General features: G+C 68.7%; 13 protein-coding genes. 5 read left to right on the top strand and 8 right to left on the bottom strand.

The window, feature by feature from the left end:
* Nucleotides 1-744 precede the first annotated feature (744 nt).
* The 7 genes from FG99_RS03700 to FG99_RS03730 all read right to left on the bottom strand — a co-directional run bounded on the left by FG99_RS03700 (nt 745) and on the right by FG99_RS03730 (nt 12,079).
* Entirely contained in the window at nt 745-5,610 is a 4,866-nt protein-coding gene (locus FG99_RS03700; RefSeq protein WP_043267376.1) for an NAD-glutamate dehydrogenase, read from the bottom strand.
* A gap of 289 nt (nt 5,611-5,899) precedes the next feature.
* Complete coding sequence (locus tag FG99_RS03705; protein ID WP_043267378.1) at nt 5,900-6,751, bottom strand: urea carboxylase-associated family protein; 852 nt, start codon at nt 6,749-6,751, stop codon at nt 5,900-5,902.
* Between the two features lie 17 nt (nt 6,752-6,768).
* Nucleotides 6,769-7,434: a GntR family transcriptional regulator gene (locus tag FG99_RS03710; protein ID WP_043267379.1), complete on the bottom strand. Its 666-nt coding sequence runs from the start codon at nt 7,432-7,434 to the stop codon at nt 6,769-6,771.
* Nucleotides 7,435-7,446: 12 nt separating this feature from the next.
* Nucleotides 7,447-8,955 (bottom strand): amino acid ABC transporter permease/ATP-binding protein, encoded by a 1,509-nt coding sequence (locus tag FG99_RS33060; RefSeq protein WP_043267381.1) that lies wholly within the window; start codon nt 8,953-8,955, stop codon nt 7,447-7,449.
* Between the two features lie 34 nt (nt 8,956-8,989).
* Nucleotides 8,990-9,832, bottom strand: a complete 843-nt coding sequence (locus tag FG99_RS03720; protein ID WP_043267383.1) for an ABC transporter substrate-binding protein — start codon at nt 9,830-9,832, stop codon at nt 8,990-8,992.
* 420 nt (nt 9,833-10,252) lie between these two features.
* On the bottom strand, nt 10,253-11,050 hold the full coding sequence (locus tag FG99_RS03725; RefSeq protein ID WP_043267385.1) for a putative hydro-lyase: 798 nt from the start codon (nt 11,048-11,050) through the stop codon (nt 10,253-10,255).
* Between the two features lie 99 nt (nt 11,051-11,149).
* Entirely contained in the window at nt 11,150-12,079 is a 930-nt protein-coding gene (locus FG99_RS03730) for a LysR family transcriptional regulator (RefSeq protein ID WP_009621247.1), read from the bottom strand.
* Nucleotides 12,080-12,294: 215 nt separating this feature from the next.
* Between FG99_RS03730 and FG99_RS03735 the strand changes: the two genes are divergently transcribed.
* Genes FG99_RS03735 through FG99_RS03755 form a run of 5 tightly spaced genes read left to right on the top strand, consistent with a single transcriptional unit; the run spans nt 12,295 to nt 16,916 of the window.
* On the top strand, nt 12,295-13,575 hold the full coding sequence (locus FG99_RS03735; protein ID WP_051878426.1) for an MFS transporter: 1,281 nt from the start codon (nt 12,295-12,297) through the stop codon (nt 13,573-13,575).
* A gap of 25 nt (nt 13,576-13,600) precedes the next feature.
* Nucleotides 13,601-14,353, top strand: coding sequence for a 5-oxoprolinase subunit PxpA (locus tag FG99_RS03740; RefSeq protein WP_043267388.1), 753 nt, complete (start codon nt 13,601-13,603; stop codon nt 14,351-14,353).
* Nucleotides 14,350-15,063: a 5-oxoprolinase subunit PxpB gene (gene pxpB, locus FG99_RS03745; protein ID WP_043267390.1), complete on the top strand. Its 714-nt coding sequence runs from the start codon at nt 14,350-14,352 to the stop codon at nt 15,061-15,063. The genes FG99_RS03740 and pxpB overlap by 4 nt, the downstream gene beginning before the upstream one ends.
* On the top strand, nt 15,060-15,986 hold the full coding sequence (locus tag FG99_RS03750; protein WP_043267392.1) for a 5-oxoprolinase subunit C family protein: 927 nt from the start codon (nt 15,060-15,062) through the stop codon (nt 15,984-15,986). Before pxpB ends, FG99_RS03750 begins: the two co-directional genes overlap by 4 nt.
* A 51-nt stretch (nt 15,987-16,037) precedes the next feature.
* Nucleotides 16,038-16,916 carry a DUF1353 domain-containing protein gene (locus FG99_RS03755; protein ID WP_043267394.1) on the top strand — a complete coding sequence of 293 codons (879 nt, stop codon included), beginning with the start codon at nt 16,038-16,040 and terminating at the stop codon, nt 16,914-16,916.
* A gap of 557 nt (nt 16,917-17,473) precedes the next feature.
* Here FG99_RS03755 and FG99_RS03760 read toward each other — a convergent pair.
* A complete protein-coding gene (locus tag FG99_RS03760; protein WP_070878510.1) occupies nt 17,474-19,363 on the bottom strand; it encodes a filamentous hemagglutinin N-terminal domain-containing protein in 1,890 nt (629 codons plus the stop codon).
* Nucleotides 19,364-19,537 lie beyond the last annotated feature (174 nt).

Genomic DNA, 19,537 nt, shown 5'->3' on the forward strand with positions numbered 1-19,537 from the left:
TCCGTCAGAATTTAGTCAACTGCCGTTCGCGAAAAAACGCTGACGTCCTACAGCAATCCGCCCAGCCTATCCGGATAAAAGCCAGTAAATTGACGAACAAGGGCAAAACCTGGCGAAGCGATTTTTTGACGGAGGCAAGCTACGGCTTAGCCATACAGGCCATTCGGGCCCCTGAATATCGATAAATATCGACATTTATTCCTGTCTTCCGGAAAATCCGTCGAGAGATGGCTAATAGCCATTGACCATAGCCGCTCCTTCTGAAAGAGCGATCAGAAATGTAACCAAACATTTCGAAATAGGGTAAAACGCGAAAGGATCTCAAGCGGATTCGCCGGGTGGCATTTCCTCGTAGGAGCCGTGCCCGGGTCCTGCCCGCGAATCGCGCCCAGGGGGCGCTCCTACAGGTGGATTCGGAGGTGGGCGTGGGGTAGGAGCGGATCTTATCCGCGAACCGCGCCGATATGTCTGGCCATCGCGGACAAGGTCCGCTACGAGAAGCCGTGCCCGGGCCCTGCCCGCGATTCGCGCGCAGGGCGCGCTCCTACATGGAAATGGTGTGGATGGGGCCGTCGTAGGATGGCGTTGAGCGAAGCGATACCCATCGCCATGGCCGCATGGGTTTCGCCAAGGCTCAACCCATCCTACGAAAAGCGGCAAGGCAGCTCCACGCCTGACGTCCGGGCAAAAAAAGCCCCGCACAAGGCGGGGCTCGGGAACAACGACCGGCTCAGCCGGCGGGCGTCAGGCGGCGACGCTCGCGCCGTGCTGGCTGCTCTGCGCCAGGTCCAGCAGTTCGCGGTTGGCCACCGCGTACATGGCGTAGTCGGTGCTGGTGGAGGCACGCAGTTCCACCAGCATGGCGCGCCAGCGCTCGGCCATTTCGCGGTGCTGGTCGATCCACAGCGCCACGCGCTCGCCCATGTCCTGCGGGCCGTCCTGCATCTGCAGCACCGAGACGGTGATCGCCCGTTGCTGCCAGTCGAGGTCGTCGCGGAAGGCTTCGCGGGCCAGCGCCTGCCAGTTGTTCTCCACCGGCAGGTTGCTGATCTGCTGCAGGTACCAGGTCAGCTCCAGCTCGCTGCCGATGGCGAAGTAGGCGCGCGCCACTTCGGCCGGGTCGCGGCCGGTGACGTCCGCCGCCTCGATGATCGGCAGCAGGGTGTAGAGGTGGCTGGTGCCGGCGACCATGCGCGCCAGCAGTTCCGGCACGCCGGCGTCGACGTAGGCCTGGTAGCGCGCCTGCCACAGCTCGCGGGTCGGGCCTTCGAGCAGTTCGTTGAGCTTCAGCCCCAGGGCGGCGATGCGCGGGCCGAAGTGGGCCACGTCGCGGGCGGCGTCCTGCTCGTTGCGGCGGCTGCGCAGGAACCAGCGGGTGGCGCGGCGGCCCAGGCGCATCAGTTCGTCCATCAGGGTCAGCTGGACTTCCGCCGGTACCTGGTAGTCGAGCTGCTCGATTTGGCGGAACCAGTGCGGCAGGTGGAACACGTCGCGGACGATCACGTAGGCGCCGGCGACATTCGCCGGGGTCATGCCGGTGGACTCCTTCAGGCGCTGCACGAAGGTGATGCCCATGTGGTTGACCAGGTCGTTGGCGATCTGCGTGCTGACGATCTCGCGCTTCAGCCGGTGCCGGCGCATGGCCGTGCCGAACTTGGCCACCAGGGTCTGCGGGAAGGCCGTTTCCATGTCGCGGGTGAGGTAGTCGTCGTCCGGCACCAGCGACTTGAGCAGCGATTCCTTGAGGTCGATCTTGCTGTAGGAGATCAGCACCGACAGCTCGGCGCGGGTCAGCCCCTGGCCGGCGGCGATGCGTTCGGCCAGGGCCTCGTCGGTGGGCAGGAACTCCAGGGCGCGGTCGAGCTTGCCGCGCGCCTCCAGGTCGCTCATCAGCCGCTTGTACTCGGCGATGCGCTCGCGGGCGCGGCGTTCGGCCAGGCTCAGCGCCTGGGTCTGCTTGTAGTTGTTGCCCAGCACCAGGTCGCCGACCTGCTCGGTCATCTCGGCGAGCAGCACGTTGCGCTGCTTGCCGGTCATGTCGCCGGCGGCCACCACCTCGTTGAGCAGGATCTTGATGTTGACCTCGTGGTCGGAGCAGTCCACGCCACCGGCGTTGTCGATGAAGTCGGTGTTGCAGGCGCCGCCATTGAGGCCGAACTCGACGCGGCCCAGCTGGGTCACGCCCAGGTTGCCGCCCTCGCCCACCACCTTCACCCGCAGCTCGCGGCCGTCCACGCGCAGGGCGTCGTTGGCCTTGTCGCCGACGTCGGCGTGGCTTTCCTTGCTGGACTTGACGTAGGTGCCGATGCCGCCGTTCCACAGCAGGTCGACCGGCGCCTTGAGCAGCGCGTTGATCAGCTCGGTGGGGGTCAGGCGCTCGGCCTGGATGTCGAAGCGCGCGCGCACCTCGGGGCTCAGGGTGATGCTCTTGGCGCTGCGCGGGAACACGCCGCCGCCGGCGGAGATCAGCGAGGCGTCGTAGTCCGACCAGGCCGAGCGCGGCAGGTTGAACAGGCGCTGGCGCTCGGCGAAGCTCACCGCCGGGTCCGGGTTGGGGTCGAGGAAGATGTGCAGGTGGTTGAAGGCGGCCACCAGCTGCAGCTTGTCGGACATCAGCAGGCCGTTGCCGAACACGTCGCCGGCCATGTCGCCGATGCCGATGACGGTGACGCTGTCCTTCTGCACGTCGATGCCGCGCTCGCGGAAGTGCCGCTGCACCGAGACCCAGGCGCCGCGGGCGGTGATGCCCATGCCCTTGTGGTCGTAGCCGGCCGAGCCGCCGGAGGCGAAGGCGTCGCCCAGCCAGAAGCCGTACTCGGCGGCGATGCCGTTGGCGATGTCGGAGAAGGTCGCGGTGCCCTTGTCGGCGGCCACCACCAGGTAGGGGTCGTCCTCGTCGTGGCGCACTACGTTGGCCGGCGGCACCACCTCGCCTTCCTTGAGGTTGTCGGTGATGTCCAGCAGGCCGGAGATGAAGATGCGGTAGCAGGCGATGGCCTCGGCCTGGATCTCGTCACGGCTGCCGCCCACCGGCAGGCGCCGCGGGATGAAGCCGCCCTTGGCGCCGACCGGGACGATCACCGCGTTCTTCACCTGCTGGGCCTTGACCAGGCCGAGCACTTCGGTGCGGTAGTCCTCCTCGCGGTCGGACCAGCGCAGGCCGCCGCGGGCGACCTTGCCGCCGCGCAGGTGCACGCCTTCCACCCGCGGGCAGTAGACGAAGATTTCGTACTTGGGCACCGGCTTGGGCAGCTCGGGGATCGCCTTGGGGTTGAACTTGAAGCTGAAGTAGCTCTTGTTCTGGCCGGCGGCGTCGGGCTGGTAGAAGTTGGTGCGCAGGGTGGCCTTGATCAGGTCCAGGTAGCGCCGCAGGATGCGGTCCTCGTTGAGCACCTGGACGTCGTCCAGGGCACTGAGGATCGCCTGTTCGAGCTTCTGCTGCTTGTCTTCCAGGTCCTCGGCGGTGAGCTTGCGGGCCAGGTAGAAGCGCGTCTTGAACAGCCGCACCAGTTCGCGGGCGATGTCCACGTGGGCGTTCAGCGCGCTGGCGATGTAGCCCAGGTCGAAGCCCAGGCGGATCTGCTTGAGGTAGCGGGCGTAGGCGCGCAGCAGGGCGACGTCGCGCCACGGCAGGCTGGCGGTCAGCACCAGGCGGTTGAAGGCGTCGTTCTCGGCATCGCCGTTGACGATGTGGATGAAGGCGTCCTGGAGGATTTCGTTGAGCTGCTGGATGTCCACGTCCAGGCCTTCGGCATAGGTGAAGGCGAAGTCGTGGATCCAGTATTCGCGGCCGTTGGCGTGGCGCAGGCGGTAGGGGAACTCGCCGAGCACGCGCAGGCCGAGGTTCTCGAGGATCGGCAGCACGTCGGACAGCGCCAGCGGCGCGTCGGCGTGGTACAGCTTGCAGTGCAGCTGCTGTTCGCTCTGCGCCAGCGGCTGGTAGAAGCTCATCACCAGCGGGCGGGCGTCGGACAGGCTGAGCAGGTGCTGCAGGTCGACCACCGCGAAGTGCGGGGCGAAGCGCTCGCGGTAGCCGGCCGGGAAGCCCTTGGGGAAGTCCTCGAGGATGTTGGTGCCCTGCCCTTCGCCGAAGTTCTCCACCACCAGCGCGGCGTAGTCGTCCTGCCAGGAGCGGCAGGCCTGGATGGCCTCTTCCTCGAGCAGCTTGGTGTCGATGTCGATGCGCGTCTTCGGGTCCACCCGCAGGATGAACTGCACGCGGGCCAGGGTCGATTCGGAGAAGAAGGTCCAGAACTCGCAGTCGCTGGCCTTCAGGCGCTCGCGCAGGACCTGCTCGATCTTGATCCGCGTCTCGGTGGAATAGATGTCGCGCGGCACGTAGGCCAGGCAGTAGGCGAAGCGGCCGTACGGGTCCTTGCGCAGGAACAGGCGGATCTTGTTGCGCTCCTGGATCTGCACGATGGCCATGGCAGTGGCGAACAGCTCGTCCACCGGCGTCTGGAACAGGTCGTCGCGCGGCAGCACTTCCAGCACCTGGGCCAGCTCCTTGCCCAGGTGGCCGTTGGCGTCGAAGCCGGAGCGGCGCTCGACCTCGGCGACCTTGCCGCGGATCGACGGGATCTGGCTGACGCTCTCGTTGTACACCGAGGAGGTGAACAGGCCCATGAAGCGGAATTCGCGCAGCACCTTGCCCTTGGCGTCGATCTCGCGGATGGACACGTAATCCGGGTAGGCCGGGCGGTGTACGCGGCTGGGGTGCGAGGCCTTGGCGAAGGACAGCAGCAGCGGCTCGCGCAGGTAGGCCACCGCGTAGTCCTCGATGTGCAGTTCCTCTTTGCTCAGGCCGGTGCGCAGCAGCTTGGTCACGCCGAGGAAGGATTTCTCGTCGTAGTTCACCCGGCCGCCGTCGGCCTCGTCGACCACGGTGAACTCTTCGTAGCCGAGGAAGGTGAAGTGGTTGTCCAGCAGCCATTCGAGGAAGGCGCGCACTTCGGCGGTCTCCTCGGCGCGGGCCTTGGCCTTGGACTTGCCGAGCCAGGCCAGCAGTTCCTCGGCCTTGGCGCGCATGGCCGGGAAGTCGGCCACCGCCAGGCGCACCTCGCCCAGCACTTCCAGCAGGGTCTTCTCCAGGGTGCGCAGCTCGCCGACGTGGGAGGCGCGGTCGATCTCCAGGTACATCAGCGACTCATGGCGCACGTCCTTGCCCTGGCTGTTCTTCGGCAGCACTTCCAGCAGCTCGCCCTTGGCGTTGCGGCGCACGCTGACCACGGTGGTCTGCAGGGTGTGGATGCTGTAGCCGCGGCGGTTCAGCTCCATGCGCACCGAGTCGACCAGGAACGGCTGGTCCGGGTGCAGCACCTGCACGGCGGTGTGCGTGGACTGCCAGCCGTGCTTCTCGTAGTCGGGGTTGTACACGCGCACTTCCGGCTCGGCCGGGTCGAAGCGCTCCAGCAGGCGCCAGGAGGACAGGGTGCAGCCGACCAGGTCGGACAGGCGGCGCTGGGTCAATTCGTCGAGGGAGATGAGGCTGAAGAACTGTTCGGCGAACAGGGCTACTTGTGGCAGCACCTTTTCGCCGACGTGCTGCGCCAGGGCCGATTGCAGTTGCTGCTGGAAATCGGCTTTGCTGGCCGCGGTGAAGAACGCCATGGTCAATGCTCCGCTTGGCTTGTCATTGGGTGAAGCAAGGGCTTTCTCGAGCTGCGAATCGCCCCGGGAGTGGCGCCGGGCCACCGTCTTCCGATGAAGTTCAGCAGATGCTGGGCATTAATCCAGGCAGGGGAAGCATCCAGGTAGGCGGCCGGACCGCCCGGTCACGATTCACTTGCGGAGCTTAACGAGACGGCGCGGCAATGGGATTACCAAGCCGCGACATATTCGTTCATGCAGGGGTAACGGGGCGTGCCGGCCGCCGGCCGGCACGCCCGTCGCGGCGGGCTCAGCGCTCCCAGTCGGGCTTCTGCAGGCGCAGGCCGTGGAGGCCGTCGTAGGCCGCGCGCTGCGGCGGCTGCCAGCCTTCGAGCAGGGCCGGCTCGACGCGGTAGATCTCCACGCCCAGCGGGCGGCAGACGCTCAGCGGGTCCTGCGCCTCGGGGCCCCACATGGGCAGCGACAGGTCGCCGCCCGGGCAGGTGGACAGCGCGCAGAGCACGTCGATCTCGGCGAAGAACTCCAGGTAGTCGCCCTGCTTCGCCGGGCAGGCCTTCATGAAGTACATGTCATCGTGGTTCAGGCCGGTGCACTGGAAGATGTTCAGCACGTCGTGCACGTCGAACTCGGTGAGACCGTGGGGCAGCACCGCGCGGGTCAGGTTCGAGTGGCAGTGGTGGTGGAAGTCCTCGCCGGTGAGCATCTTGTTGACGTAGGGGTCGCAGCGCGTGCCCAGCAGGTCGTGCACCCGCCCGCCGTGCTCGTCGATGCCGTAGGCGGCCAGGCTGTCGTCGGTGATGGTCAGCAGCGGGCGGAGGAACGGCAGGTTCGACCACAGGCGGTCGTAGGTGCTGACGTGGGCGCCCTGCAGCTGGCGGGTGCGCGCGGCCCACATGCGCTCGCGCGGGTCGTTGGCGTTCCACACGTTGAAGTCGCCGACCTGCGGGCCGACCGGGGTGGTGACGCGGAACAGGTGCCCGGCCGGCACCTTCCAGGCGCGGCCGGTGCGGATCGGCACCTCGAACTGCTCGATGAGGCTGCGCGCGCCCTTGTCCTCGCGCAGGCGGTCGTAGAACGCCTTGTCCACCTGCAGGGCGGAACCCTTGTTGGCCTGGTAGGCGGCGGGATAGTCCTTGTACATGTTCGGTGTCTCCTGGTTCAGAGGGAGTGGGGCGTGCCGAGCAGGTCCAGCAGCGCGTTTTCGGAATCCTCGAGGTAGCTGGCCATGGCCTCCGCCGCCTCGTGCTTGCGGCCGGCGCCGAGCAGGTCGTGGATGTGCCGGTCGCGGTCGATCCAGGGGCGCTGGAAGTTCTCCTCGTTGGGCGCGAGGGAGAACACCAGGCGCATCTGCGCCGCGACGTTGGCGAAGAACTCGTCGAACAGCGGGCTGCGCATCAGCCCGACGATGTGCTGGTGGAAGTGCAGGCTGTGGGTGCCGAAGGCCTGCCAGTCCTCGCGGTCCTGGGCCAGCTCGGCGGCCTCTATGGCCTCCAGCATGCGGTCGGACTGGTACTCGCGCAGCGGCTTGCTGGCGAGGATCGCCTGCAGCTCCAGGGTGCGCCGCACCAGGAAGATGTCGCGCACCTCGGCCAGGCCCAGGCGGCGCACCATCACGCCCTTGTTGCGCACGTAGGTGGCCAGGCCCTCGCGGCCGAGCTGGTGCAGGGCCTCGCGGATGGTGTTGCGCGAGGCGTTGTAGCCCTTAACCAGCTCGCTCTCGATGAGCGCCATGCCCGGCAGCAGGCGCCCGCCGATGATGTCCTCGCGCAGTTCGTTGGCGACCTGGGCCGACAGCGACAGGCCGCCGGCGTCTTTGTTTTTCATCTGCGGCCCTCCTCAGGCCAGTTGGACGTCCTTGAGGAACCGCCCCATGCGCTCGCTGCGCTGCTCCAGCAGCTCGCGCGGCGGCCCAGCCTGGACGATGCGCCCGGCCTCCATGAACACCACGCGGTCGGACAGGCGGAAGGCGAAGTTCATTTCGTGGGTGACGATGACCATGGTCATGCCCTCCTTGGCCAGCTCCTCGATCACCGCCAGCACGTCGCCGACCAGCTCCGGGTCCAGCGCCGAGGTCGGCTCGTCGAACAGCATCACCGCCGGGCGCATGGCCAGCGCGCGGGCGATGGCCACGCGCTGCTGCTGGCCGCCGGAGAGCTGGTGCGGGTACTTGCCGGCGTGTTCGAGCATGCCCACCTTGTTCAGCAGCGCCAGACTCAGCTGGCGCAGCTCGGCGGCGTCGGCGTGACCATGGTGGTGCGGAGCGAGCATGACGTTCTCCAGCACCGTCTTGTGCGGGAACAGGTTGAAGCCCTGGAACACCATGCCGACCTGGACGATGCCCTGCATGTGCACCTTGTTGCCCAGCGGCCCGCCCGGCTCGCGCGCGCCGCGCAGGAACGGCTTGCCGCAGAGAGTCACCTCGCCCTGGTCGAGCACTTCCAGGCCGTTGAGGGTGCGGATCAGGGTGGTCTTGCCCGAACCCGAGGGGCCGATGATCGACACCACCTCGCCCCAGCGCACGTCGAGGTCGATGCCCTTGAGCACCTCCAACTGGCCGTAGTGCTTGCGCGCCCCGCGCACCTGCAGGGCGAAGGCGCCCTGCCCGGCGCTGGCCCCGCTGCGCCGCGAGACCACCGCCGGCAGCTCGCCGACCGGCACCGGGCGCGGCTGCCGGCGGGTGACGTCGAGGTGGTTCTCCAGGCGCCGCAGCAGGTAGCTGAACACGGTGACGATGAACACGTAGTAGAAGGCCACCGCCAGCATGGTCTCCATCACCAGGAAGTTCTGCGTGTAGAGCTGCTGGCCGACCAGCAGGATTTCGCTGAGGGAAATCACCGAGACCAGCGAGGTCAGCTTGACGATGGTGATGTACTCGTTGGCCAGGGTCGGCAACGCCACGCGCAGCGCCTGGGGAATCACGATCAGCCACTGCACGCCGCGGTAGCCGATGCCCAGCGCCTTGCCGGCCTCCAGCTGGCCCTTGGCGATCGCCAGCAGGCCGCCGCGGTGGATTTCCGCAATATAGGCCGTCTCGCTCAGGACCATGGCGATCAGCCCGGCGCCGTAGGGGTTGGACAGCAGTGCGCTGGTGCCGGGGAAGACCTGCGGCAGGTTGTAGACGAAGATCAGCAGCACCAGCAGCGGCAGGCTGCGGAAGAACCAGATGTACAGCGCCGCCGCGTCGCGCAGGTAGCGCCGCGAGGATTGCCGGGCCAGGGCCACCAGGAAGCCGAGGACGATGCCCAGCAGCCAGGTTTCCAGGCTCAACTCCACCACGGTGCCCACCGCGCGCCAGAAATCGGCGTTCCACAGCAGGCCCAGGGCATAGTGCCAATCGAAATGCATGTTCTTGCTCCGTATTGCTCGGCCGGTCGTCGGTTCAGTTGCCCAGCGCCTGGGCGACGTCCGCCGCGCTCGGTTCGGCGAGGTTGTAGCGCGCCAGCAGGGCCTGGTATTCGCCGTCCTGCTTCATGGCCTCGAAGCCCTGGCGCAGGCCGTCGAGCAGTTCGCCGTTGCCCTTGCGCACGGCCAGGCCGATGACCACCGGGTAGATCAGCTCGCGGGAGGCGATCTGCAGGCGGCCCTGCAGCTTCTCGGCGGTGATCTTGGCCACCGCGGCGTTCTCGAACTGCACGTCCACCGCCTTGGCCAGCAGCGCCTGGGCGGCCTCGGGCGAGGTGGGGAATTCCCGCGACTGGATCGCCGGCTTGCCCTGGGCCACGCAGTAGTCGCGCGAGACCTCCAGCAGCCTGGGAATCCACGAGCCGCCCTTGATCGAGGCCACGCGCTTGCCGCACAGGTCCTCGGCGCGCTGCGGGCGGAAGTCGTCGTCGCTGCGCACCATCAGCGAGGCGCCGCTCTTCAGGTAGGGCAGGAAGTCCACCTGGCGGGCGCGCTCGGGGGTGACGTAGAGCGCCGAGGCGACCACGTCGAAGCGCCGCGCGTTGACGCCCATCACCAGGTTGGCGAAGCGGGTGTCGCGGAACTCCGGCTGCAGCTGCAACTGCTTGCCCAACGCCCTCATGAACTCCGGGTCGAAGCCGGCGGGCTGGCTCTGTTCGAGGTAAGCGTAGGGTGGGTAGGTGAGGTCCGAGCCTATGCTCAAGCGGCCCGTCTCCAGGGTGCCGGTTACCGCCGCCATGGCCGGTGCGGCCAGCGCCAGTACGCCGAGCAACGCCAGTGCCGCCAGCCAGCCCGCCTTGCCTGCAAATCGCTGTTTCATGGTGAAGCCCTCGCACGGTGATTGTTCAACAATCTTTCCGTTACGAGTAATCAAACCTGATGCCAATTAATAAGAAGGCCGACTGAAAATGGCGTTGGGAAGGAAAAAATCCGCTCTTCCGGGGGAAGTGCCGGCCCCACATGCCTCACTACGGGGCGGGCGTTACCAAATGGAGCAGCGTACTAGCGAAAGGCTACCCAGCGCCCCGGCGGTAACAGCGACAAACCAGGCAACGAGCAGGCTGCACGGCCTAAGGTGGCCGGTAACACGCCGGGAAACGCTCCGTTATCCGTGCCGCCTGCGGGCTGGGCCAGGCGTGGATGGCCTGGCCCAGCGCCTGCGCGGTAGCGGGCATGCAAGGGTAGCGGGGGCGCCCAGGCAGCCGAGCTTCCCCCGCAACAGGCGCCCTGGGCGCGGGACTCAGAGCTGGCCGTAGAGCAGGTCGCTGACCAGCATGCAGCCCGGCGCATGGGTGATGAACAGCTCCGGCTCGGCCTCGGCCAGCACCGCCTGCGGGGTGACGCCGCAGGCCCAGAACACCGGCAGTTCATCGGCGGCCAGGGCCACCGGCTCGCCGTAGTCCGGCGCTTGCAGGTCGGCGATGCCGATCAACGCCGGGTCGCCGATGTGCACCGGGGCGCCGTGGGTCAGCGGGAAACGCCCGGTGATCTGGCTGGCGCGCACCGCGTCGGCGGCCTTCAGCGGGCGCATCGACACCACCATGTGGCCGGCCAGGCGCCCGGAGGGGGTGTTGGCGAGATGGGTGCGGTACATGGCCACGTTGCGCCCCTGCTCGATGTGGCGCAGGGCGATGCCTTCGTCCTGCAGCGCCTGCTCGAAGGAGAACGAGCAGCCGATGGCGAAGGCGACGAAGTCGGCCTCCCACAGCTCGCCGATGTCGCTCGTTTCGCGGTGGGGCTGGCCGCGGCGATACACGCGGTACAGCGGCACGTCGCTGCGCACGTCGATGTCGACGCCGAGCTTGTGCAAGCGCGGCGAGCCGGGCTCGGTGACGTCCAGCAGCGGGCAGGCGCGCGGGTTGAGCACGCAGAAGCGCAGGAATTCGTCGGCCCAGGAACGCTGCAGGATCACGATGTTGGCCTGCAGGTGGCGCTGGCCGAGGCCGCTGGTGTGCCCGGCGTAGTCGCCACGGCGGATCAGCCGGCGCAGTTCGAGGGGGCTCAGGGAGGCGAGATCGTGGTGCTGGGCCGGGGTCATCGGCGGTCTCCTGATGGTGGGCAAGGCCCCCGTTCTAGTCGGCCGGCGCCGAGGCCGTCCAACAAATAGTTTCCGCCCCTGGGCATCGGAAAAATTGATTCAGCGGCCCGCCGGCAGCAGCACGATGCGCGACTCGCCGGCGCCGGCCGCGTAGTTGGCGAGCACCGTCCGGCTCATTTCCACCACCTGCTCCACCAGCTCCAGGCCGCTGCCGCCGCGCCAGGAGGCCACCAATGGCAGCTCCGGCGGCGACGGCTCCACGTCCAGCACCCGCAGTTCGCCGCGCTCCAGCTCCTGGACCACCAGGGCCGGCGGCAGCGCGCCTATGCCGAAGCCATCGCGCACCAGGCGCGTCATCGCCGCCACCGAGTTCACGCAGTTCAGCCGCGGCAGGCTGACGTCGCGGGCCTGGAGCATGGTGAGCAGGTCCAGATGCGGCCGCGAATGCTTGGAGAAGGTCAGCACACGCTCGCGGAACAGGTCCTCCAGCCCCGTGTAGTCGCGGTCGTAGGGCGAGCCCCGGGGCACCACCCAGCGCAGCGGGTAGCTGCCCAGCTCCAGATTGAGCACCGATTCGTGGCGGATGGCGTCGGTCTGGAAGATCAGGTCCAGGTAGCCCTTGCGCAACTGCTCGGCGAGGTTGATCGCGGTGTCCGCCATCAGCTCGATCTCGAGGTCCGGGAAGCGCTCCATGCCACGTGCCACCAGGGGGCTGAGCCAGGTGTGGATGACCGTGTCCATGGCGCCGATGCGGATACGCCCCTGGCCGACGCGGCCGGCATCTATGGCCTGGCGCAGCGACTGCGCGGTGTCGAGCATGCGCTCGGCGTACTCCAGCACCTGGTGGCCCTCGGGGGTCAGGGTCACGCCGCGGGAATCGCGGACGAACAGCTTCACGCCCAGATCGCCTTCGAGCACGGCGATACGGCTGGAAATGGCGGCCTGGGTGCTGAAGAGCTTCTCGGCGGTGAGGCGGAAGCTCTTCAGGCGGGCGACCCAGACGAAGGTCTCGAGGAATTTCAGGTTCATGGCCGGTACCGGACGGGGACGCGCAAGCATAACCCCGCCCCGCCGGCACCGCGAATTCCGCGCCAGGGGCGGGTATCGGAAATTCTTGTCACCGGCGACCGCATAAATTAGTTGGACGCATGCCCCCGCGCCTCGAAGAATCCGGGCCCAGGCGACGGCGAGATGTGGTACCGGCCGCTAGAACAATTCCAAGAACGCAAGAGCGGAGATCCCCCATGGAAAAGCAGGCGAGCCCGGCCGTCCCCCTCGACGTGAGCAGCGGCAGCTATTTCGGCTGGTACCGTGACCTGGACAAGCAGGAACGACGGACCTTCTGGAGCTGCAAGATCGGCTACGGCCTGGACGGCATGGATACCCAGATGCTCAGCTTCGTCATTCCCACGCTGATCGCCCTGTGGGGCATCGGCACCGGCGAGGCGGGCCTGATCCACACCCTCACCCTGCTGGCCTCCGCCGCCGGCGGCTGGGTTGCCGGCATTCTCTCCGACCGCATCGGCCGCGTCCTCACCCTGCAGTTGACGGTGCTGTGGTTCGCCTTCTTCACCTTCCTTTGCGGGCTGGCGCAGAACTACGAGCAGTTGCTGATCGCGCGCACCCTGATGGGCTTCGGCTTCGGCGGCGAGTGGACCGCCGGCGCGGTGCTGATCGGCGAGGTGATCCGCGCCCGCGACCGCGGCAAGGCGGTGGGCCTGGTGCAGTCCGGCTGGGCGCTGGGCTGGGGCGTCACCGCCCTGCTCTACGCCCTGCTGTTCAGCGTGCTGCCGCCCGAGTATGCCTGGCGTTCGCTGTTCCTCCTCGGCCTGCTGCCGGCGCTGTTCGTGCTGTTCGTCCGGCGCCTGGTCAAGGAGCCGGAGGTCTACCAGCGCGCCAAGGCCCTGGAAAGCAACGAAAAGACCAGCTTCCACGAAATCTTCGCCCCCGGCATGCTCAGCATCACCCTGCGCGCCTCGCTGCTCACCACCGGCGCCCTGGGCGGCTACTACGCCATCACCTCCTGGCTGCCGACCTACCTGAAGACCGAGCGCCACCTCAGCGTGCTCGGCACCGGCGGCTACCTGGCCATGGTCATCCTCGGCTCCTACGTCGGCTATGTGGTCAGCGCCTTCCTCACCGACCTGCTGGGGCGCAAGAAGAACTTCATCCTGTTCGCGGTCGGCTCGTTCATCGTGGTGCTGTTCTACACCCAGCTGCCAATCCCCAACGCGGCCATGCTCTGGCTGGGCTTCCCCCTGGGCTTCTTCGCCTCGGGCATCTTCAGCGGCATGGGCGCCTTCCTCACCGAACTCTTCCCCACCCGCATCCGCGGCTCGGGCCAGGGCTTCTGCTACAACGCCGGGCGCGCCATCGCCGCGCTCTTCCCCATGCTCATCGGCATGATCAGCCAGCACGTGCCGCTGGGCCTGGGCATCGGCGGCTTCGCCGCGGTGTCCTACGGCGTGGTCATCCTCGCCGCCCTGAGCCTGCCGGAAACCCGCGGCAAGCAGCTGGAACCCTGAACCGCAGCGACCTTCGAGGACGACCATGCACCTCCCCCTGCTCAACTGCGACATCGGCGAAAGCTTCGGCGCCTGGAAAATGGGCCTGGACGCCGAGGTCATGCCGTACATCGACTGCGCCAACATCGCCTGCGGCTACCACGCCGGCGACCCCGGCAGCATGCGCCGCACCGTGGCCCTGGCGCTGGAGCACGACGTGCGCATCGGCGCCCACCCCGGCTACCCCGACCTGCTCGGCTTCGGCCGTCGCTCGCTGGAATGCAGCGCGCAGGAGATCGAGGACATGCTGCACTACCAGATCGGCGCCCTCGACGGCATCTGCCGCGCCCAGGGCGCCCGGGTGAGCTACGTCAAGCCGCACGGCGCGCTGTACAACGACATGATGCGCAAGCCCGAACAACTGCGCGCGGTGATGCGCGCGGTCGCGGCCTACGACCGCGGGCTGCCGCTGATGCTGCTGTCCACCCGCGACAACCACGGCGCCCTGGCCATGGCCGCCGAGTTCGGCCTGCGCCTGTGGTTCGAGACCTTCGCCGACCGCGCCTACACCGCCGAAGGCCACCTGGTCTCGCGCCAGTTGCCCGGCGCGGTGCACCACGACAGCCGCCAGGTGATCGCCCAGGCGCTGACCCTGGCCCGCGGCGAGGCGCTCGGCGCCAGCGACGGCAGCGCGCTGCGCCTGCGCGCCGACAGCATCTGCGTGCACGGCGACAACCCCGGCTCGGTGGAGGCCGTGCGCCAGCTGCGCGCCGCCCTCGGCGCCCTGGTGCCGGCATGAGGCCGCGCCTGGAAGTGGTCGCCCTGGACAGCTACATGCTGCGCCTGTTCGACGCCATCGACGAAGCCAACATGCCCTGGTTGCTGGCCGCCGCGCAGCGCCTGCGCGCGGTCTTCGGCGACGAGCTGCTGGAGCTGGTGCCCTCCTATACCACCCTGATGCTGCGCTTCGACCCGCTGCGGCTGGAGCCGCTGGCGATCCGCGAGCGCCTGTTCGCCGCCCTCGACGGCCTGCAGCCGCTGGCCGGCGAGAACAGCCGCGAGCAGGTCCTGCCGGTGTGGTACGACCCCAGCGTCGGCCCCGACCTGGCGCGCCTGGCGCGGCACACCGGGTTGGGCGTGGCCGAGCTGATCCGCCGCCACAGCGGCCGCGCCTACCAGGTGTTCGCCCTCGGCTTCGCCCCGGGCTTCGCCTTCATGGGCCTGGTCGAGCCGGCCCTGGCCACCCCGCGCCTGGCCACCCCGCGGCAGCGCGTCGCCGCCGGCAGCGTCGGCATCGCCGAGCGCCAGACCGCCGCCTACCCACTGGCCTCCCCCGGCGGCTGGAACCTGCTGGGGCGCACCCCGGCGCGCCTGTTCGACCGCGGGCGCGACGGCTACAGCCTGCTGCAGCCCGGCGACCGGGTGCGCTTCGAGGCCATCGACCGCGCCGAATTCATCCGCCTGGGCGGCGACGACACGCCCATGCCCGCCGAGGAGGGCCAGGCATGAAAATCCTCCACGTGGAAAAGAGCACCCCGCTGGCCCAGCTGCAGGACGGCGGCCGCTTCGGCGTGCGCCACCTGGGCGTGACCCAGGGCGGCGCCCTGGACTGGGAAGCCCAGGCCTGGGCCAACTGGCTGCTGGGCAACCGCCTGGACGCGGCGGTGCTGGAGATTCCCCTGGGCGGCGTGACCCTGCGCGCCCATGCCGACGTGCGCCTGGCCCTGGCCGGCGCCGACCTGGCGGCGGAAATCGACGGCCAGCCGCTGGCGCCCTGGCAGGCCTTCGAACTGCGCAGCGGCCAACGCCTGGCCTTCCACCAGCCGCGCAGCGGCGTGCGCGCCTACCTGGCGGCGCCCGGCGGTTTCCTCGGCGAGACGGTGCTGGGCAGTTGCGCCACCGTCGTCCGCGAAGGGCTCGGCGGCCTCGACGGCCAGGGCAAGCCACTGATGGCCGGCGACGAACTGCGCGCCGCCGGCGGAACGCCCCCGCAGCGCCATATGCAGGCCCAGCAGCAGCCGCGCTACGACGGCCCGGCGGAGCTGGAACTGGTGCTCGGCGCCCAGGCCGGCGACTTCGCCGGGCAGAGCCTGTTCGACGCCTTCGACGCCACCTGGAGCCTGGACCAGCGCGCCGACCGCATGGGCATGCGCCTGCTCGGCCCGGCGTTGCAGTACCTGGGCCGGCCGATGATCTCCGAGGGCATTCCCCTGGGCGCCGTGCAGGTGCCGCCGGACGGCCAGCCGATCGTGCTGCTCAACGACCGCCAGACCATCGGCGGCTACCCGCGCCTGGGCGCCCTCAGCCCCAGGGCCCTGGCGCGCCTGGCGCAATGCCTGCCGGGCGCCGAGCTGCGCCTGCGGCCCAGCGTGCAGCCCGCGGCGCTGGCGGCGCACCGGCAACTGCTGGCGCAATGGCGACAGGTCGACTGAAGCCGGCCAACGATAATGGCACAATGGCATCCCGACATCACGGAGGATGCCATGCAAGCCGTTCCCCCGTTGCAGCGCCCGCTGCTGCGCCACCTCGCCAACCTGCTGGTCACCCTGCTCGGCCTGCTTCTGCTGGGCCTGGCCTGGCTGCTGCAGCCGCTGTTGCTGCAATACCTGCTGGCCGGCGCGCTGCCGGTGTACCTGGGCGTGCTGCTGCCGCAACTGGTCGGCCGCCGCGAGCGCCTGCGGCGCGTGCGTGCCGCGCGGGCAGCCTCGGTGGAGCGCTGGGGCTTCTGCAGCCGCGACAGGCCCGGCCCCTGGGTCAACTACATCGACTTCCCGCTGACGGTGTTCTGCGAAGAGGCCCGCGGCCGCTTCTTCTATAGCGAATGGCTGGTGATCCACGACGGGCGCATCATCGTCAACCCCGGGCACAGCGCGGTCGACCTGGCCCGCGGCGAGGTGCGTTACCACTTCGACCGGCCGCGCACCTACGCCTGGGATGGCTGTTCGCCGAAGGTGCCCTTCTACTGGCTGGCGATCTTCGGCACCCCGGACTGGTGGGAGCACCTGGAAGACGTGGCCTGCATCCGCGACGGCGAAATCCGCCGCAGGCAGGTGTTCTGGCCGGTGGCGCACCATGCCAGCCTGGTGCACGACGCGCTCTACCAGTTCCTCAACGTCTCGCCGCTGGACAAGGCCAGCGCCGACCGCCTGTTCCTGCGGATGCTGCGCAATGCCGGCATGCCCCGCCCGCTGGCCTGGGTCTATTACCTGGCGGTGGTGCTCGGCGGCGCGCCGAAGATGCGCCAGGTGCGCAACGGCAACAGCCCGCTGCGCTGCCTGACGCCGATCCCCGGCGCGGCCGCCGGGCCAGTGGGGGAAACCCGGCTCGGGGTGCCTGATGCGGTTCATTCGGGCAAGGGCTAAGCGGGGCGCCCTCAGCCCAACCCTCTCCCGCAAGCGGGAGAGGGGGCCGTTCGTGCCACCGGGGTGTCCGGCGTAGCCGGTGAATCCAATCGCGGACAAAGTCCGCTCCTACGCCCGTGCTTTTCTGCAACTGTCTTGCCGGCCGCGCCGAGGGGCTTTTCGTAGGATGGGTTGAGCTTGCGATACCCATCGGGCCAGGGTGATGGGTATCGCTTCGCTCAACCCATCCTACGGGGCTTCCCTGAACCGTAGGAGCGGACTCCGCCCTACGGATTTCCCGAGAGCTTTAGAAAGCCCCCTCTCCCGCAAGCGGAAGAGGGGCCGTTCGTGCCACCGGGACGTCCGGCGTGGCCGGTGAATCCAATCGCGGACAAAGTCCGCTCCTACGCCCGTGCTTCCCTGCAACTGTCTTACCGGCCGCGCCGAGGGGCTTTTCGTAGGATGGGTTGAGCTTGCGATACCCATCGGGCCAGGGTGATGGGTATCGCTTCGCTCAACCCATCCTACGGGGCCGCTTCTCCCGGGCAGAGAAACGGCATCAGGCTCGGAGTCCCGATCTAGAGCGTCCAGCTCCAGGGAATATGCGACTCCACATCGCCATTGCTGAACATGTTCCCTTCATCCTCCAGGCTCCCCACGTCCAGGTACAACTCGGAGCCGCTGCCCAGCACCCCGTCGTTGACCAACCGCCCGGCATTCAGCCAGATCTCGTCATAGGCCAGGAGCGTGCCGTGGTTGACGAGCGCGTTGCGGATATCGAGCTGGGCATACATCCCGCTGATCAGGCTGCCACCACGCTCCAGTTCCAGGGAATCGGCACTGAGCCTCAGACCATCCTGGCTGAGCAGCCGGCCGCTGCCGCTGTAGCGCCCGCTCAGCTCCAGCGACAACCCGGACTCGCTGGCGATCAACCCGGCATTGCGCCAGTCGTGGCCGCTGCCGCGCACACTGAGGGTGCCGTTCAGGCGCCCGCTGGCGCCCTGCTCCAGCTCGCCCACCTCCAGGATCAGCTCGCGGGCCTGCAGGCTGCTGTTGTTCAGCCAGTGGTCGCGCTTGATGTGCAGCACGGAACGGGTGACGAAGCGGCCGCCGGCCAGGCCCAGTTGCGCCAGGTCGATGCCGAAGCGGCCGTTGCCGCCGTGCCAGACCCAGCCGTTGTCGTTGAGCAGGCTGCCGCTGCGCAGGTCGAGGTCGCGGGCGTAGGTCTCCAGGCTGCCGTTGCGGTTGTCCAGCACGCCGCCGATGCCGATGTCGGTGCCGCCCTCCCAGCCGCGGGCGCGAATGCGTCCCTGGCCGTTGCTCAGGGACGCGGCGTGCAGGCGCAGGCCGCCGCGGCTTTCGATCAGCCCCCGGCTGTTGTCCAGCGCCCCGGCCAAGCTCAGGTCCATGCTCTGGGCGCGCAGCTCGCCGCCCCGGTTGACCAGGCCGCCGCCCAGGCGCATGAACAGGCGGCCGGCGCTGTCCAGCCGGCCCTGGTTGGTCAGGCTCCCGGAAGCCCACAGCTCGGTGTCGCCCCCTGCGCTGACCGGCCCGCTCAGGTGCATGTCCCCGGCCTTCAGGTGTACGCCGCCGGCGCTCTGCAGGCGCGCCAGCTCCAGGCGGCCGTTGGCGTCGATGCGGATGTCGCCGGCGCTGGCGGCCAGTTCCCCGGCCAGCTTCACGCCCACGCCCTGCTCGGTGCCGACCAGGCGGATGGCGTTGGCGTACATGCCGCCCAGCGCCGAGCTGTCGATGGCCAGGCGCGGCCGCGGGCGGCCATCGTCGGCCTTGGCGCTGGCCGCCAGGCTTTCGCCGTCCACGCGATTGCGCCCGGCCACCACGTCGAGCTGCTGCGCATGCAGCGCGGCGTTGAGCGTGGCGCTGCGGGTGATCAGCTCGAAGCGCCCCACCTGGCGGGCATCGAGCCCGGCGCCTTCGATGCCGATGTGCCCACCGTCGATGTCGTAGCCCGCCAGGCGGTCGCCGTCGAATATCGGCTTGCCGGTGGTCAGGGTGGCCCGCGGCATGTTGATGAAGCCGCAGCCGTTGCAGGTCACCCCGTGGGGGTTGGCGAGGATGAAGTGCGCGCCCGGCCCGGCGATCTCGATGGCGCCCAGCAACTGCGAGGGGCTGCCGCCGGTGACCTCGCCGAGGATCTTGCGCGCCGCGCCCTTGCCCAGGTTGGGGTTGCCGGCGATGGCGCCGCCCAGCTGCGACTGCGCCCCGCCCGGCGAGTTGTTGAGGATCAGGCCTTCGCGGCCGACGTTGAACTGGCCGAACTTGTTGTGCGACAGGCCATTGGCGTTGGGGGTGGCGATGTTGACGACGGGTACGCCGTTGCCGGCGGAACCCAGGCCGGCGTTGCCGGAACCGGGGGCCAGGCTCAGCGGCGCGGCCGCGGCGTGCGGGTGAGCGAAGAACAGCAGGCCGGCCAGGACGGCCGGGAAATGCAGAGCATTGCGTTCCATGTCCATCTACTCCACGTTGTCCATGAGGAGCTTCCCAAATTAGTGGCAGTGCGCTTCGGAAACGCGTCCTTGTGCCGTGGGAAGCCTCCTCGTCGGCCCGTGGAAGCGGGGAGCCGCGCGGCGGCGCCACGCCACCCTGCACGCGCCTGCGCCGATGCAGTAAAGTAATGCCCC

It is taken from the genome of Pseudomonas sp. AAC, assembly GCF_000725445.1.
Taxonomy (GTDB): Bacteria; Pseudomonadota; Gammaproteobacteria; order Pseudomonadales; family Pseudomonadaceae; genus Pseudomonas; species Pseudomonas citronellolis.